Raw genomic sequence first — 16,535 nt, forward strand, 5'->3', positions numbered from 1 at the left:
ACCTAATTGCCAAGGCCTAAGCGTTCACCTGCGTAGGAGCCATCTTGTACACGACGCCACCACGTTTCGTTATTCAAATACCACAACACTGTTTTGCGAATACCAGACTCGAAAGTTTCTTCAGGTTTCCAGCCCAATTCACGCTCAATTTTTGCTGCATCAATAGCATAGCGCATGTCGTGACCAGGTCTGTCTTTCACATAAGTAATTAAATCGCGGTAATGTGCTACACCTTGTGGTTTTTGCGGATGCAACTCTTCCAGCAGCTCACAAATGGTTTCAACAACTTCAATATTACGGCGTTCGTTATGCCCACCGATATTGTACGTTGTGCCTGGCTGCGCCGTTGTTGCCACCAAATGTAAAGCGCGTGCATGATCTTCCACAAACAACCAATCACGAATTTGCTCACCTTTGCCATACACTGGCAGTGGTTTGCCCGCTAAGGCGTTTAAAATAATTAAGGGGATCAATTTCTCAGGGAAATGATATGGCCCATAATTATTTGAGCAGTTGGTGATCATCGTTGGCAAACCATAAGTTCTTTGCCACGCACGCACCAAATGGTCGCTGGATGCTTTAGAGGCAGAGTATGGACTGCTTGGCGCATAAGGTGTTGTTTCTGTGAAGAAACCTTCAGGACCATCCAAATCACCGTATACTTCGTCTGTCGAGATGTGGTGGAAACGGAATGCCGCTTTTTTCCCTTCATCTAACGCAGACCAATAATGACGCGCGGCTTCTAACAGTGTGTAAGTACCCACAATGTTGGTTTCAATAAAAGCGGCAGGACCGTCAATAGAACGGTCCACGTGGCTTTCCGCCGCCAGATGCATAACAGCATCGGGTTGATATTGAGCAAAAACGTGGTCAAGTGCTTGTCGGTCGCAGATATTCACTTGCTCAAACGCATAGCGTTCACTGCTCGCGACAGGCGCGAGGGATTCAAGGTTGCCTGCATAAGTCAGGCAATCAATCACAATCGCACTGTCGTTCGTATTCTCAATAATATGACGCACCACTGCGGAGCCAATAAACCCCGCACCTCCAGTGATTAGAATGCGTTTCAACGCCAGACTCCTTTTGTATCCACAACCCATTTTTGTGGGATTGCTGAACCTTGAATGCCTTTAAAAACATTGTGGTCAACTAACATCAGGATCACATCCGCTTCATTCACCGCTTTTTCAATTGAAACTAATTCAGAAATGCCTTTCAGCGATGTTGGTAATTCTTCGATATGTGGCTCAACCGCATAAGTTTTACCTAGGTTCCAGTTCGCCACCATTTTAGTGATATGCATTGCTGGGCTTTCACGTAAATCATCAATATTCGGTTTAAACGAAAGCCCAAAACACGCAATCGTCACTTCGCTGGCTTTCTTGCCTGTTTCCACTAAGCAATCCGCAACAGCCGCTTTCACTTGATCAACGACCCAAATTGGCTTGCCGTCATTCACTAAACGTGCGGTGTGGATTAAACGTGATTGTTTCGGATTTTGAGCAACAATGAACCATGGGTCAACGGCAATACAGTGACCACCAACACCAGGGCCTGGTTGTAAAATATTCACGCGCGGGTGGCGGTTTGCTAGGCTGATCAGCTCCCACACATTGATATCTTGCTCTGCACAAATTAATGATAATTCGTTCGCAAATGCGATATTAACATCACGGAAGCTGTTTTCCGTTAATTTGCACATTTCTGCGGTTCTTGAATTGGTGATCACGCATTCCCCTTCAAGGAAAATGTTGTATAACTCACTCGCTCGCAGTGAAGACTTCGGTGTCATGCCGCCCACAACACGGTCATTTTTAATTAATTCGACCATCACTTGCCCTGGCAATACACGCTCTGGGCAGTAAGCAACATCAATATCCGCGTCTTCACCCGCTTGATGTGGAAACGTTAAATCTGGGCGAGCTTCCGCCATCCACTGTGCCATTTGCTCCGTTGTACCTACTGGAGAAGTAGACTCAAGGATCACTAAATCACCTTTTTTCAGCACAGGCGCAATCGACTCTGCCGCAGAACGGACATAAGCTAAATCGGGTTCGTGATCACCTTTAAATGGTGTTGGAACAGCAATCAAATAAGCATCGGCAGGCTGTGGCTTTGTAAAAGCTTTCAAATGACCTTCTTCAACGGCTTTCTTCACCACGATATCAAGTTCAGGTTCCACGATGTGGATTTTCCCTTGATTAATAGTATCCACCGCATGTTGGTTAACATCCACACCGACAACCTGTTTTTTACGTGATGCGAAGGCTGCTGCTGTTGGTAAACCGATATAACCAAGGCCAATAACAGAAATAGTTTCAAAACTCATAATTTCACCTGATTACTTTTTAATGCTGTAAGAATACGCTGACAAGCATGACCATCCCCATACGGGTTATGTGCGCGGCTCATTTCATGATATTCCGCATCATCTGTCAGTAACCGATTAACTTCGTTAACAATTTTTTGTGTATCTGTTCCCACAAGACGAACTGTACCTGCGTCAACGGCTTCAGGTCGCTCAGTGGTATCTCTCATGACTAAAACGGGTTTACCGAGAGAAGGCGCTTCTTCTTGAATTCCCCCTGAATCAGTCAAAATCAAGTAGGCATGATTCATTAAGTAGACAAATGGAAGATATTCTTGAGGGCTAATTAAAATAATATTATCAATATTATGCAAAATACGTTTTACAGGCTCACTCACATTTGGATTCAGATGCACAGGATAAACAACTTGTACATCTGGGTGAGCCTGAGCAATGTCAGCCAATGCGTGGCAAATACGCTCAAAACCGCCACCAAAACTTTCTCGGCGGTGGCCTGTCACTAAAATCATTTTCTTATTAGGGTCAATAAATGGGTAGTTTGCACCCAACTTTTCCATCATGTGCTGGTCGCTCATGACTTTATCTCGCACCCATAACAGCGCATCAATCACGCTATTGCCAGTCACAAAAATGTGGCTATCAGGGATCGATTCTTTTAATAAATTTTGGCGTGAGTTTTCTGTTGGGGCGAAGTGATACATCGCTAAGTGCCCCGCAATTTTGCGGTTAGCTTCTTCAGGCCATGGCGAATAAAGATTCCCCGTACGTAACCCTGCCTCAACATGCCCAACAGGAATACGATGGTAAAACGCAGCGAGGCTCGTTGCCATAGTAGTTGCAGTGTCGCCATGAACAAGAACAACATCAGGCTGGAAATCGGCAAAAACACTTTTCAGCCCTTCAAGAATACGACAGGTAATATCCGTTAAGTCTTGCCCTGGTTTCATAATGTTGAGATCGTAATCGGGTGTGATCTCAAATAATTTCAGTACTTGATCAAGCATTTCACGATGTTGTGCAGTGACACAAACTTTTGCTTCAAAATCAGCATCGTTCGCCAGTGCATGAACTAACGGCGCCATCTTGATGGCTTCTGGTCGAGTGCCGAATACAGTCAATACTTTCACGATGACTCTCTTATATTTATCTTTTGCAGTGTGCTGCTTATTTAAGCTTAATGACTTTATCAAGCCACTGATAAATGTGTCAGTGGCTTATCCCAAAATCAAGATGGACGGCGGCGAGAAAGTACCACTCCGGCACCCACTAATAACCCTATAGCGCCCCATAGAACCATCATAAAGGCTCGACGTGGGCTATCACGTTTGACAGGATCTTCAGGCGTACGCAAATAACGGTAAGCTTGAAAATTATCTTGGAGAGTAGGCCCAACGCTTAATGTTGATAACATTGCGATGTTTTGGTCATAATCTGAGTCATGATCTGGGCCCGTTGCTTTTAATGTTTCAATTTGTGCCTGTAATAATGGGGCGCCTAACATAAACATTTTAGAATCAGGGATTTCATCGACTGGTGTTGCGCTTTGATTACGCACAATACCTTGTTTTTCAGCAACTTTTAGTGCTTGTTCCAACGCGTTTAATCGTCTTTCATAAGCGGCAGTTGCCACCATGTCTTCACGTTTAACCAACGCTTTCATTGATTGCATTTTAGTTGCCCAAGTGCCTTTAATTTCATCATTCAGATTCGCGGTTGCACGTTGATTCGCAAATTGCGTGTATTGGCGTAACAACTGGTTTGCGTCTGTTGATGTTTCAGCCACTAATTTAATACTATCCGTTAGATTTTTCACTTCATCAGCGGGTGTAAACTCAATATCATTGATGAGCTCATCCAATAATGCAGCATCCGCTTTTGGATCATTTTCTAACCGTTGCTTGTAATAATCTGTGCTCAACCAAAATTGGCGGCGGGTATCGTAAGAGCCGAGTTGCTTAGTAAACTCTTGATAAGCTTCTTTTGCAATTGTCGGCAATTGCCCTTCTTGCCCAGTACTATTAATACGGGAATCGAGGTTGCGCAGAAACTGTTGCTGAGAGTAATAACTTCCCAAATTATTTACAGTTGGTAAATCCGTAATCGCTGTCGCACTCCATTTGGGCTGCATAAAATAGGATGCTCCCAATGCAATTGCCGCAAAAATCACGGCAAATGCAACGATCCAAACTTTTCCTTGCCACAAGGAGCGGCATAAACCGCGGATATCCAACTCTGGCTCTATTGGTGTTTGATGCTGACTCGGTTGTGTTTCTGAGTTATTCACTGCACAGAACCTCTATTTTCGTTTTTTCGTTACCGTACTGCACCCCTGCGCGCTTTGCGTCGAACTCGTTTAATAAAACGGGCGACTTTCCAAGCTCGTTTGATGCAATAACCATACATCATAAATACAAGCAAAAATAATGCCAACATTACCCATTCTGGTACAAATGCTAAGCGTTCACCGATAATACCAATGCAAGCTAAAAATGCGGCTGACAACGTAATCAGAACAAAAGCCCCTTTTGGTGTAAAACCTGAGCGCATAATCAAATGATGAATGTGCTGACGGTCTGGAGAAAACGGACTCATTCCCTTACGGATTCGACGATACATAATTGCAACCATATCCATCAGAGGGATTGCGATAATCCATAGTGCTGTAACTGGGTTGATTGGGTGAACCTCTTCCTGTGTTGAAGCCACCAAAATCCAAATAATCGTAAACCCAATTAAAGTACTTCCCGCATCCCCCATAAAGACTTTAAATCGACGGCCTAATACACCTAGATTTAAAAGGATATAAGGAAGAATAGCTGCAATAAAAGCAAAACACCAAAATGCTAATGCATAGTTACCATTTTGATACAGTAAGAAACCTAGTGCTCCAAAGGAAACAGAAGAAAGCCCGCCAAGTAACCCATCAATACCATCCACCATATTAAAGGCATTTATCGCCGCCCATACTGCAAATAAAGTGACAATATAACCAAACGGACCCAATACTAATTCCCACGGGCCAAAAGCATGACCCAATGATTCCAGTTTAAGCCCTGCAGCTGTCATCATAACGACCGCGACAATCGCCTGAACCCCTGCTCTTAACTTCACGCTAATATCAAATCGGTCATCTAATGCACCGATAAAAACCAATAACCCAGCACTCGCAATGTATAACCACTTATGAGGGATATATTCCTCTGTGATATAAAATGCAAAACAGATCCCAAAGAAAACGGATATTCCCCCAACAAGAGGAATAAGCCCTACGTGTTTCTTTCTGAAGTTAGGCTTATCAACTAACCCGATTTTTATCGCAACGATACGGGCGAAGAAAATAAAAACTAACGAAAACAAGAAGACGTAGAAGAGGTTGGTTACAAAGTGTATGGTGTCCACTGTTTGACTCTCTTAATATTTTTATTTAACTATCAATACTAAACTTTTATTGGCGAATGCCGATAAAAATGCAATCGCTACTGCATTATCATCTCAGTAATAAAATCTACTATAAGACGAATCTATATTCATAAAGAGATAACTGTAACATTATTAAAAAACACACTTTATTCGTGTTGCTCATTCAATAATGGAATCTGACACATTTTATACTTAATAGCTGCAAGATGCATGCCATAAAAGCAATACACTGAAATAGTGTTAATCAATTAGTAGCCTTCACGACACCCCACATCTTTTAATAAACCAAAAAACTAATTTCAGTCAAAATAGTAAACCCGATAAACAGCATTGAATTACTCCAACAATACTTATTATCAATACTCTCATCTTAAAATTAGATACTAATCTATCAAATTAATATGAGTGATGGATTTTCAAAAAGATTTTAATTCAAATATATCATGATGTGATATACGCACAAAAAAAGGTGCCATGTAGGCACCTTTCGTTGAAGCTAGAAACCAAAACAACTAAGCTCTCTTCATAAAATCAAAGAACTCTTCGTTAGTTTTTGCCATTGCGAGCTTACTAATGAGGAATTCCATCGCATCAATCTCACCCATTGGATGAATAATTTTACGTAGGATCCACATTTTTTGCAGTTCGTCTTGTGAAGTAAGTAATTCTTCTTTACGCGTACCAGAACGATTGTAATCAATCGCTGGGAATACACGTTTTTCCGCAATTTTACGAGAAAGGTGCAGTTCCATATTACCTGTACCTTTAAACTCCTCGTAAATAACTTCATCCATTTTCGAACCTGTATCAACCAGTGCAGTTGCAATGATTGTCAGGCTTCCACCTTCTTCGACATTACGGGCAGCACCGAAGAAACGTTTAGGACGATGTAAGGCGTTTGCGTCCACACCACCTGTTAAAACTTTACCAGATGAAGGAACCACGGTGTTATACGCACGAGCAAGACGTGTAATGGAGTCGAGTAAGATAATGACGTCTTTTTTATGTTCAACCAGACGTTTTGCTTTCTCGATAACCATTTCAGCCACTTGAACGTGACGCGCAGCTGGCTCATCAAAAGTAGAAGCGATAACTTCACCTTTAACTAAGCGCTGCATTTCTGTTACTTCTTCAGGACGCTCATCGATCAACAGAACCATCAGAACGCAATCTGGATAATTGTGTGCAATGTTAGCGGCAATATTTTGCAGCAACATCGTTTTACCTGCTTTTGGCGGAGCAACAATCAGCCCACGTTGACCACGGCCAATTGGTGCAGCTAAGTCTAAAACTCGCGCCGTTAAATCTTCTGTTGAACCGTTACCACGTTCCATGCGAAGACGACTATTTGCATGTAATGGTGTTAAGTTTTCGAAAAGGATTTTACTACGTGCGTTTTCAGGTTTGTCGAAGTTAACTTCATTGACTTTCAGGAGAGCAAAATAACGTTCGCCTTCTTTAGGAGGTCGAATTTTTCCTGAAATGGTGTCACCTGTACGTAGGTTAAAACGGCGGATTTGGCTAGGAGAAACATAGATATCATCGGGACCTGCGAGGTAAGAACTGTCTGCGGAACGGAGGAAACCAAATCCATCCTGCAATATTTCCAGTACGCCATCGCCGAAAATATCTTCACCACTTTTCGCATGCTGCTTCAAAATGGAAAAAATAATATCCTGCTTTCTCATACGGGCTAAGTTCTCTAGCCCCATATTTTCGCCTAACGTAATCAATTCTGATACTGGCGTATTTTTTAATTCGGTAAGATTCATAATGGTGGGTTCTTTAACTCGGGGTAATTCTCGAACTATGAACGTTAATTGACGGCAACTTATTTATTAAGTGCCAGTTTAACTTAACTGCCCTGTTGGTAGCCAACTCAATAAAGCCAACAACAATGCATAAAAATTTGTGCTAGCCACTGCTAAATCTGTTTTAACATATGACCATAGCTCATCTGAACGATGTTTGGCATATTATTAGAAACACACGCAACATTAGCAATAGTTTTTTGTACATTTAGGACAACATCTATCCCAAGATCGCAAATTTAGGTTCAGCTTCGCATTTAAAAACACATTCCCTGCACACTAAATTTTTCCCGATACGTTTTTACATCCGAAGACTTAACAACGTCTTATGTCATACTACTGCTTATGCACTATCTTTAAGGTATATGAAAAATTCATGTGAAACAACAATATTGAATCTAGCGGGTGCTTAACTCAATGTCTATGTTCTCAGTTTTCATATTTAAAATCATTGTGCCATTAGTTTTGATAATCAAAAATCATTAAAATACTGAACTAACTAGCTTGATATATAAGATAAGAGCAATGGAATACAGAGTAATTCATACGGGTGCTACACGAGGAATAGTGATAACTTATCATGCTTAGATGAGGACGTCTAGCGACTCTCTTGATAAAATAGATACGCCGCTAAACGTTTTAGATCACATATAACGATAACTTACAGATTTTCGTCTAGAAATTCTTTCAGTTGCGTTTTAGATAATGCACCAACTTTTGTCGCTGCTACACTACCATTTTTGAATAATAATAATGTCGGGATACCACGAATTCCGTATTTTGGAGCAGTAGCTGGATTATCATCAATATTCAGTTTTGCGATGGTCAATTTGCCTGTATATTCTTCAGCAACTTCATCAAGAATAGGCGCGATCATTTTACAAGGACCACACCATGCTGCCCAGAAATCGACGAGAACAGGTGAATTTGATTTCAGAACTGCAGTTTCAAAGCTTGCATCAGTTATATGTATAATTTTGTCGCTCATGTTGTACTCCAAAGAATCATCTTTTTGCAGACTTAGTGTAACATTATTGGCAGCAGTATGCTTTATTTCAAAAGATACACTTTCGTAAACCAACCGTTAACTGATATTCTAACATACTATGAGTAAAGCACACTTGACAGAAAAGAAGTTTTCCGACTTCGCATTGCACCCTAAAGTCATTGAAGCTCTGAACAAGAAAGGCTTCAATTATTGCACGCCTATACAGGCGTCAACATTGCCTTTCACTGTCGAAGGCAAAGACGTTGCGGGACAAGCGCAAACAGGTACAGGTAAAACGTTAGCATTCTTAACGTCAACGTTTCATTATCTATTAACTCACCCTGCTATTGAAGGGAAAAAAGCGAATCAGCCACGTGCACTCATGATGGCACCGACTCGTGAACTCGCTGTTCAGATTTACTCTGATGCCAAAGAGTTGGCAGAATATACGGGTCTGAAAATGGGGCTCGCTTATGGTGGCGATGGCTACGATGAACAGCTAAAAGTGTTACAAAACGGTGTCGATATCCTCATAGGAACGACTGGCCGTCTTATTGACTATGCGAAACAAGGCCATGTAGATTTAGCCGCCATTCAAGTCGTTGTACTTGATGAAGCTGACCGCATGTACGACCTTGGTTTTATTAAAGATATTCGTTGGTTATTCCGTCGTATGCCAGAGGCCGCTGACAGACTAAATCTGTTATTTTCTGCCACACTGTCTTATCGCGTGAGAGAACTCGCCTTTGAGCAAATGAATAACCCTGAATATGTTGAAGTTGAGCCTTTACAAAAAACGGGCCATCGCATTAAAGAAGAGCTTTTTTATCCTTCAAATGAAGAAAAAATGCGTTTACTTCAGACTCTTCTCGAAGAAGAGTGGCCTGAGCGTTGCATCATTTTCGCCAATACTAAGCACCGTTGTGATGACATTTGGGCACATTTAGCGGCCGATGGTCACCGTGTTGGCTTACTGACTGGCGATGTGGCACAGAAAAAACGTTTACGTATTTTAGAACAATTTACACAGGGCCAACTGGATATTTTAGTGGCAACGGACGTCGCTGCACGTGGATTACATATTCCATCAGTGACCCACGTCTTTAACTACGATTTACCTGACGACTGTGAAGATTACGTTCACCGTATAGGCCGCACTGGTCGTGCAGGGGAAAGTGGTAATTCAATTAGCCTAGCTTGTGAAGAATATGCACTTAACTTGCCTGCAATCGAAGAATACATTCAACATTCGATTCCAGTGAGTAAATATAACAGCGATGCATTATTAAGTGACTTACCCGCACCTAAACGTCGTCATCGCCCACGCCCTGGAGGCCAGCGCCGCAATTCAAATGCACCGCGCCGCCACAATGGTCCGCGTAATAACCATAAACGTCCAGGCTGAGTAAAAACGCTATGCTGAAATCTTCTTCTCTTTATGCTGCTATCGATTTAGGTTCTAACAGTTTTCACATGCTTGTCGTACGTGAAACCGCTGGCAGCATACAGGTTATTTCTAGGGTTAAACGAAAAGTCCGTCTTGCTGCTGGGTTAGATAAAAACAATCACCTTTCTGAACAAGCGATGGAACGTGGTTGGCAATGTCTACGACTTTTTTCGGAACATCTACAAGATATTCCGACAACACAAATTCGTGTGGTCGCGACTGCAACACTACGCTTAGCGAAAAATGCCGATATTTTCATCGAAAAAGCCAGCAATATCCTAGGAAATCCCGTTAAAGTCATTCAAGGGGAAGAAGAAGCCCGCTTAATTTATCAAGGTGTTGCACATACGACAGGCGGCCCCGACCAACGCTTGGTGGTGGATATTGGAGGGGGAAGCACTGAACTTGTAACAGGAACTGGCGCAAAAGCACAGCAGCTCTATAGCCTTGAGATGGGCTGTGTGACATGGCTTGAGCGCTATTTCAGTGATAGAAGCTTAACAGAAGACAATTTTTCAGCCGCACAAGCAGCCGCAAGGAAGGTTATCGAACCCGTTGCCGATACCTTAAAAGCTCACGGCTGGAAAATCTGCGTTGGCGCATCAGGTACTGTACAAGCAATCCAAGAAATTATGATTGCACAAGGCATGGATGAACTTATTACATTGCCTAAATTGCAGCAACTAAAACGCAAAGCCATTCAATGCCAAAAACTTGAAGAGCTTGAAATTGAAGGTTTAACCTTCGAGCGTGCTTTAGTATTTCCAAGCGGCTTATCCATTTTAATTGCCATTTTTGAAGCGCTAGATATTGATAGTATGACACTTGCAGGCGGTGCTCTACGGGAAGGGCTCGTTTATGGCATGTTAGAACTGCCGATTGAGCAAGATATTCGCGCTCGCACTGTACGCAATATCCAGCGTCGTTTCCAAGTCGATATCGAACAAGCTAGCCGCGTTCGTCAGTTAGCCGAATATTTTTATCTGCAAGTGGCGAAAGATTGGCAACTCGATACCCGCTGTCGTGATTTATTATCAAGCGCATGTGCGTTGCATGAAATTGGCCTAAGTGTTGATTTTCGCAAAGGCTCTGAACATGCCAGCTATTTGATCACTCACTTGGATTTACCTGGCTATACCCCTGCACAAAAACGGCTATTGGCGGCTTTATTAAAAAATCAACAAGGCCCCGTCGATTTAGCGCCGCTTAGCCAACAAAATGCACTACCGATGCAACAAGCCTATTGTTTGTGCCGTTTACTTCGATTAGCCATTATTTTTGCAAGCCGACGACGTGATGACACATTGCCTGCTTTAAGATTAAATGCAAATGCAGATAGACTCACGATTGTGTTGCCATATCGCTGGTTATCTGAACATCCACTGCGAGCAGAAAACCTGCAACAGGAAGTGCAATGGCAAGGTTATGTAAATTGGATGCTAGAATTGGAAGAACGTAACAGTTCAAATTGTTAATTATTTCCACACTAGAGTCACTCTAGTGTGGAAGCTCAATAAATGATTATGGCTCGCTTTTCTTATTTAGTCCTAAACGCGCCTTGATATCAGCTAGTGCAGATTGCCCCTTTTGCATACGCTCTTCGGCACTTACCACTTTTCGCTGTTGCTCCCATTCAAGGTCATCTTGCGGTAATTCAAGTAGGAAACGGCTAAGCTCAGGTCGAATTAATTCGCCATATTGACGGCGCTCACGGCAATGAGTGAAAAACAACTCTCTTTGTGCTCGAGTGATCCCCACATACGCTAAGCGACGCTCTTCATCAATATTGTTTTCGTCAATACTGCTTTGATGAGGCAGTAACCCTTCTTCCATACCGACTAAAAAAACATAAGGAAATTCAAGGCCTTTTGATGCATGCAATGTCATTAACTGAACTTGATCTGATTCTTCGTCATCTTCGCCACGTTCCATCATATCGCGTAATGTAAAACGCGTGACTACTTGGCCAAGCGTCATCGGGTCGTTTAGTTCATCCCCCTCAACCATTTCACTCATCCATGTAAATAATTGGTTGACGTTTTTCATACGCATTTCAGCAGCTTTAGTGCTGGTTGATGTTTCATACAACCAACTTTCGTAATCCATTTCACGCAGTAAATCACGCACCGCAATCAACGGCTCCCGCTCTGACGTTCGAACAATACTGTCCATCCACTGGGTAAACCGTTGTAATGCCTCTAATCCTTTTCCTTTTAGGGTTTGCTCTAGCCCTAAATCAAAACTGGCTTGATATAAGCTTTTTCCCCGTTGGTTCGCCCATTCCCCTAGCTTTTGAATCGTTTTTGGGCCAATTTCCCGACGTGGGGTATTCACAATACGCAAAAAAGCACTGTCATCTTCAGGGTTAGTCAACACTCGTAAATAAGCCAGTAAGTCTTTAATCTCAGGACGTGAGAAAAATGAAGTACCGCCAGAGATACGATATGGAATACGGTTTTGCATCAACATTTTTTCAAAAATGCGCGACTGGTGATTACCTCGATATAAAATCGCATAATCTTTGTATTCCGTTTTGTTGATAAAGTGATGGGCAATGAGCTCACCAATCACCCGCTCTGCTTCATGATCTTCATTGTTTGCCGTTAAAACTTTTAACGGCGCACCGTAGCCCAGCTCTGAGAAGAGTTTCTTTTCAAATACATGAGGGTTATTTGCAATTAGGATATTCGCCGCTTTTAATATTCGGCCTGAAGAGCGGTAATTTTGCTCAAGCTTAATCACGTTCAACTTAGGAAAATCTTGACTAAGTAGCACCAAGTTTTGCGGCCTTGCGCCACGCCATGAATAAATAGATTGGTCATCATCCCCAACCACCGTAAAGCGAGCGCGTTGTCCCACTAGCAACTTAACAAGTTGGTATTGACTGGTATTGGTATCTTGGTATTCATCCACCAGCAAATAACGAATTTTTTGCTGCCAGCGCTCTCGTACTTCTTCATTTTGATATAATAGAAGCGTTGGCTTACTGATTAAATCATCAAAATCCAATACGTTGCAGCTTTTTAGGTGTAATTCATAACGACGGTAACACTCCGCAAAATGCTGTTCTTTTTCCGTTCGTGCCTGCCCAACAACTTGTTGTGGTGAGATCAGATCGTTTTTCCAGTTTGAGATCGAAGAGATCAACTGCTGTAGCAGATCTTTGTCTTCTTCAAGTAAATCAAACGTCAGTTCTTTAAGTAATGCCATTTGGTCTTGGTCATCAAACAGCGAAAAATTGGCTTTAATACCCAATGCTTTATATTCACGCTTAATAATTTCCAAACCTAATGTATGGAAGGTTGAAATGATGAGCCCACGCGCTTCTTTTTTACCTAATGTTTGTGCCACACGCTCTTTCATTTCCCGCGCGGCTTTATTGGTAAAAGTGACAGCAGCAATTTGCCGTGGTTGATAACCACATTGGCGGATCAAGTGTGCAATTTTGTTGGTAATAACACGGGTTTTACCTGATCCAGCCCCTGCCAATACAAGGCAAGGGCCATCGACAAATTCAACTGCCTGTTGCTGGCCTGGGTTTAATCGCATGGGAACTCTTTCATACAAAGAAGACTGAAAAACGCATTATAGCAGAAACACCATAAAGTCTTGAGCAGTTACTATAATGAGAATTTTAGTGCTCCCTATAGCCAGCATATTCCTGGTTGTGTATTTTTAGTTTTATACACATATAATTACTTTTCTGCTCATTACATCTGTTAAGGAATATTTGGTGCAAAACGATTTCATCATTGCCGCTGCACAATTTGCTCCCATCAATGGAGATGTTAGTAGTAATATCCAAATCCACCAACGGCTCATCACTCAAGCAATCAAAAATCAGGTTAATGTCATTATTTTTCCTGAATTATCTTTAACAGGCTATGAACATGATGTCGCACAAAAATTAGCCTTCACTGACAATGACCCAAGGCTAGAAGCACTACGTATACTCGCTGATCAATACAATATAACGATTATTGCCGGTGCACCGATTAATATAGGAAAAGATCAGCCGCAAATAGGGTTATTCGTACTTTCTCCTCATCAAGCTACTTTCCACTACAGCAAAATTTATCTACATCCAGGGGAAGACAAATGCTACACGCCAGGTACAGCTATATGCACTTTTGATTGTCAAGGAAACCAGCTAGGACTCGCAATATGTGCAGATACTAATCATGAAAAGCACGCCGATGATACCATCAATCAAGGTGCCTCTTTTTACTTAAGCTCTGTATTGATTACAGCCAATGGCTATGACGCTGACACGAAAAAATTACAAAATTACGCTAAAAACCATCAGGTTCCTGTCATTATGGCAAACTATTGCGGCGTATCTGGTTCATTCCTCGGCACAGGAAGAAGTGCTATTTGGGATAACCATGGCATATTAATGGCTGAAGCCAGCGAGACTCAAGAGTCACTCATTATCGCCAACTTCAATCCAACTAACACGTACGCTAAAGTTATTTCCTCAAAGATCTAATTAAAGAAACTACACTATTCACCAGAATAATGTCGCTATATTAAAAATATATTTTCCTAAGCTATTACTATAGACAATATGATGATTATCCAAAGCATTTCGCGTTCTAGGTAGGAAGCAAATAAGATTATCCCAAGGAGCATACATGAGTATGTGACTTGGGTAACCGAGTATAGCCAACGCACCCGCCCTATTTTTTCAGCTTGAATACAATAAAAAACAAAAAACCGCATAACACTTTGTTATACGGCTTTCATTAAAAAATTTTTTGCATTGTTCTTTTTCTAAGCTATTCGTGTTAGAGGAAGGCGGCAAAGGAGGTTATCCCAAGGAGCATACATGAGTATGTGACTTGGGTAACCGAGTGTAGCCAACGCACCTATCACGCGAAGAGCGACGAAAAATTAACTTCCAACTGAAATCTTCTTCATATCCGTCATATAACCACGTAACGTCTTACCGATTTTCTCGATAGGATGATTACGGATTGCTTCATTGATATCACGTAACTGCGCGTTGTCTGTGCCATTATCAGCAACTGGCTTCGCTAAATCGCCCGCTTGTAATTTGGTCATGAAGTCTTTCAGCATCGGCACAGCTGCAAATGAGAACAGGTAGTTACCGTATTCCGCCGTGTCTGAAATAACCACGTTCATTTCATATAAACGCTTACGCGCAATGGTGTTCGCAATCAGTGGCAGTTCATGCAGAGACTCGTAGTATGCTGATTCCTCTAAGATACCCGCTTCTAACATCGTATCGAACGCCAGCTCAACACCCGCTTTAACCATCGCAACTAACAGAACGCCATGGTCAAAATATTCTTGTTCTGCAATTTTGCCTGCATATTCAGGGTAATTTTCGAATGCTGTTTTGCCTGTCTCTTCACGCCATGTCAGCAAGTTTTTATCGTCATTTGCCCAGTCAGCCATCATTGTTGATGAGAACTCACCTGAAATAATGTCATCCATGTGTTTTTGGAACAGTGGTGCCATGATGGTTTTCAGTTGCTCAGACAACGCATATGCGCGGACTTTCGCAGGGTTAGATAAACGATCCATCATCAGCGTGATACCACCTTGTTTCAGCGCTTCTGTGATAGTCTCCCAACCAAATTGAATCAATTTACCGGCATAGCCTGGCTCAACACCGTCTGCAACCATTTTGTCGTAGCTCAGTAATGCACCTGCTTGCAACATACCACACAGAATGGTTTGCTCACCCATCAGGTCAGACTTAACTTCCGCAACAAATGAAGATTCCAGAACACCTGCACGATGGCCACCTGTGGCAGCCGCCCATGCTTTAGCAATCGCCATCCCCTCGCCTTTCGGGTCATTTTCTGGGTGAACAGCAATCAGAGTTGGAACCCCGAAACCACGTTTGTATTCTTCACGAACTTCCGTACCTGGGCATTTTGGTGCAACCATCACAACAGTAATATCTTTACGGATTTCTTCACCAACCTCAACAATGTTGAAACCGTGTGAATAACCCAGTGCTGCACCTTGTTTCATCATAGGCTGAACAGCACGAACAACGGTAGAGTGTTGTTTGTCTGGCGTTAAGTTAACAACTAAGTCTGCCGTTGGGATCAATTCTTCATACGTACCCACTTTAAAGCCATTTTCAGTGGCTTTGCGCCATGAAGCACGTTTTTCACTAATCGCTTCTGCGCGTAATGCATAAGCGATATCTAAACCAGAGTCACGCATGTTCAGGCCTTGGTTCAGACCTTGTGCACCACAACCGACGATGACGATTTTTTTCCCTTTCAGGTAGCCAGCTTCGTCCGCAAACTCTTCACGTTTCATAAAGCGGCACTTGCCTAACTGAGCTAACTGCTCACGCAAATTCAATGTGTTAAAATAATTTGCCATTGTCATACTCCATTGTTCTGTTGTGTTCGTTATGTCAGGCAATCAATTTGCCTGTCGCTTATTTTTAAGCGTTTATGGATTTACTATATGCGATGTTTCGCATTGCTTAAATTGATATATTAACAATACAATGTTGCAATATTCGCAACGTAGTTAATGACTTTATCCGAG

The 16,535-nt window shown here is 42.2% G+C and carries 12 protein-coding genes; 3 read left to right on the forward strand and 9 right to left on the reverse strand.

Features of this window, described 5'->3' with window-relative positions:
- Window positions 1–2: 2 nt before the first annotated feature.
- The 7 genes from rffG to trxA form a co-directional block, all read right to left on the reverse strand.
- Window positions 3–1,070, reverse strand: a complete 1,068-nt coding sequence (rffG, locus tag PR808_RS14820) for a dTDP-glucose 4,6-dehydratase (RefSeq protein ID WP_272539560.1) — start codon at window positions 1,068–1,070, stop codon at window positions 3–5.
- Window positions 1,067–2,329, reverse strand: a complete 1,263-nt coding sequence (wecC, locus tag PR808_RS14825; RefSeq protein WP_272539561.1) for a UDP-N-acetyl-D-mannosamine dehydrogenase — start codon at window positions 2,327–2,329, stop codon at window positions 1,067–1,069. Before wecC ends, rffG begins: the two co-directional genes overlap by 4 nt.
- Window positions 2,326–3,456 carry a non-hydrolyzing UDP-N-acetylglucosamine 2-epimerase gene (wecB, locus tag PR808_RS14830; RefSeq protein ID WP_206083074.1) on the reverse strand — a complete coding sequence of 377 codons (1,131 nt, stop codon included), beginning with the start codon at window positions 3,454–3,456 and terminating at the stop codon, window positions 2,326–2,328. Before wecB ends, wecC begins: the two co-directional genes overlap by 4 nt.
- A 98-nt stretch (window positions 3,457–3,554) precedes the next feature.
- Window positions 3,555–4,613 carry an ECA polysaccharide chain length modulation protein gene (gene wzzE, locus PR808_RS14835; RefSeq protein ID WP_047755910.1) on the reverse strand — a complete coding sequence of 353 codons (1,059 nt, stop codon included), beginning with the start codon at window positions 4,611–4,613 and terminating at the stop codon, window positions 3,555–3,557.
- 29 nt (window positions 4,614–4,642) lie between these two features.
- A complete protein-coding gene (gene wecA, locus PR808_RS14840; protein WP_206083072.1) occupies window positions 4,643–5,728 on the reverse strand; it encodes a UDP-N-acetylglucosamine--undecaprenyl-phosphate N-acetylglucosaminephosphotransferase in 1,086 nt (361 codons plus the stop codon).
- Window positions 5,729–6,261: 533 nt separating this feature from the next.
- Entirely contained in the window at window positions 6,262–7,521 is a 1,260-nt protein-coding gene (gene rho, locus PR808_RS14845; RefSeq protein WP_206083070.1) for a transcription termination factor Rho, read from the reverse strand.
- A gap of 700 nt (window positions 7,522–8,221) precedes the next feature.
- A complete protein-coding gene (gene trxA, locus PR808_RS14850) occupies window positions 8,222–8,548 on the reverse strand; it encodes a thioredoxin TrxA (RefSeq protein WP_206083068.1) in 327 nt (108 codons plus the stop codon).
- A gap of 118 nt (window positions 8,549–8,666) precedes the next feature.
- Here trxA and rhlB point away from each other — a divergent pair, with 118 nt between their 5' ends.
- Entirely contained in the window at window positions 8,667–9,953 is a 1,287-nt protein-coding gene (rhlB, locus tag PR808_RS14855; RefSeq protein ID WP_206083066.1) for an ATP-dependent RNA helicase RhlB, read from the forward strand.
- Between the two features lie 11 nt (window positions 9,954–9,964).
- Window positions 9,965–11,470, forward strand: a complete 1,506-nt coding sequence (gene gppA, locus PR808_RS14860; RefSeq protein WP_206083064.1) for a guanosine-5'-triphosphate,3'-diphosphate diphosphatase — start codon at window positions 9,965–9,967, stop codon at window positions 11,468–11,470.
- A 46-nt stretch (window positions 11,471–11,516) separates the two neighbouring features.
- On the opposite strand, the gene rep is transcribed toward gppA, so the two are convergent.
- A complete protein-coding gene (gene rep / locus PR808_RS14865) occupies window positions 11,517–13,544 on the reverse strand; it encodes a DNA helicase Rep (RefSeq protein ID WP_206083062.1) in 2,028 nt (675 codons plus the stop codon).
- 184 nt (window positions 13,545–13,728) lie between these two features.
- Here rep and PR808_RS14870 point away from each other — a divergent pair, with 184 nt between their 5' ends.
- Entirely contained in the window at window positions 13,729–14,484 is a 756-nt protein-coding gene (locus PR808_RS14870) for a carbon-nitrogen hydrolase family protein (RefSeq protein WP_272539562.1), read from the forward strand.
- A gap of 404 nt (window positions 14,485–14,888) precedes the next feature.
- Here the strand turns inward: PR808_RS14870 and ilvC are convergent, their stop codons facing one another.
- Window positions 14,889–16,364 (reverse strand): ketol-acid reductoisomerase, encoded by a 1,476-nt coding sequence (gene ilvC, locus PR808_RS14875; RefSeq protein WP_206083059.1) that lies wholly within the window; start codon window positions 16,362–16,364, stop codon window positions 14,889–14,891.
- Window positions 16,365–16,535: the final 171 nt, after the last annotated feature.

The sequence above is a fragment of the Providencia sp. PROV197 genome, assembly GCF_028479625.1.
Taxonomy (GTDB): domain Bacteria; phylum Pseudomonadota; class Gammaproteobacteria; order Enterobacterales; family Enterobacteriaceae; genus Providencia; species Providencia vermicola.

Excerpts from the sequence above, each read along its gene's own strand:
- rep (WP_206083062.1), bottom strand. The coding sequence starts at position 13,544 with ATGCGATTAAACCCAGGCCAGCAACAGGCAGTTGAATTTGTCGATGGC.
- rho (WP_206083070.1), bottom strand. The coding sequence starts at position 7,521 with ATGAATCTTACCGAATTAAAAAATACGCCAGTATCAGAATTGATTACG.
- ilvC (WP_206083059.1), bottom strand. The coding sequence starts at position 16,364 with ATGGCAAATTATTTTAACACATTGAATTTGCGTGAGCAGTTAGCTCAG.
- gppA (WP_206083064.1), top strand. The coding sequence starts at position 9,965 with ATGCTGAAATCTTCTTCTCTTTATGCTGCTATCGATTTAGGTTCTAAC.
- wecC (WP_272539561.1), bottom strand. The coding sequence starts at position 2,329 with ATGAGTTTTGAAACTATTTCTGTTATTGGCCTTGGTTATATCGGTTTA.
- trxA (WP_206083068.1), bottom strand. The coding sequence starts at position 8,548 with ATGAGCGACAAAATTATACATATAACTGATGCAAGCTTTGAAACTGCA.
- rhlB (WP_206083066.1), top strand. The coding sequence starts at position 8,667 with ATGAGTAAAGCACACTTGACAGAAAAGAAGTTTTCCGACTTCGCATTG.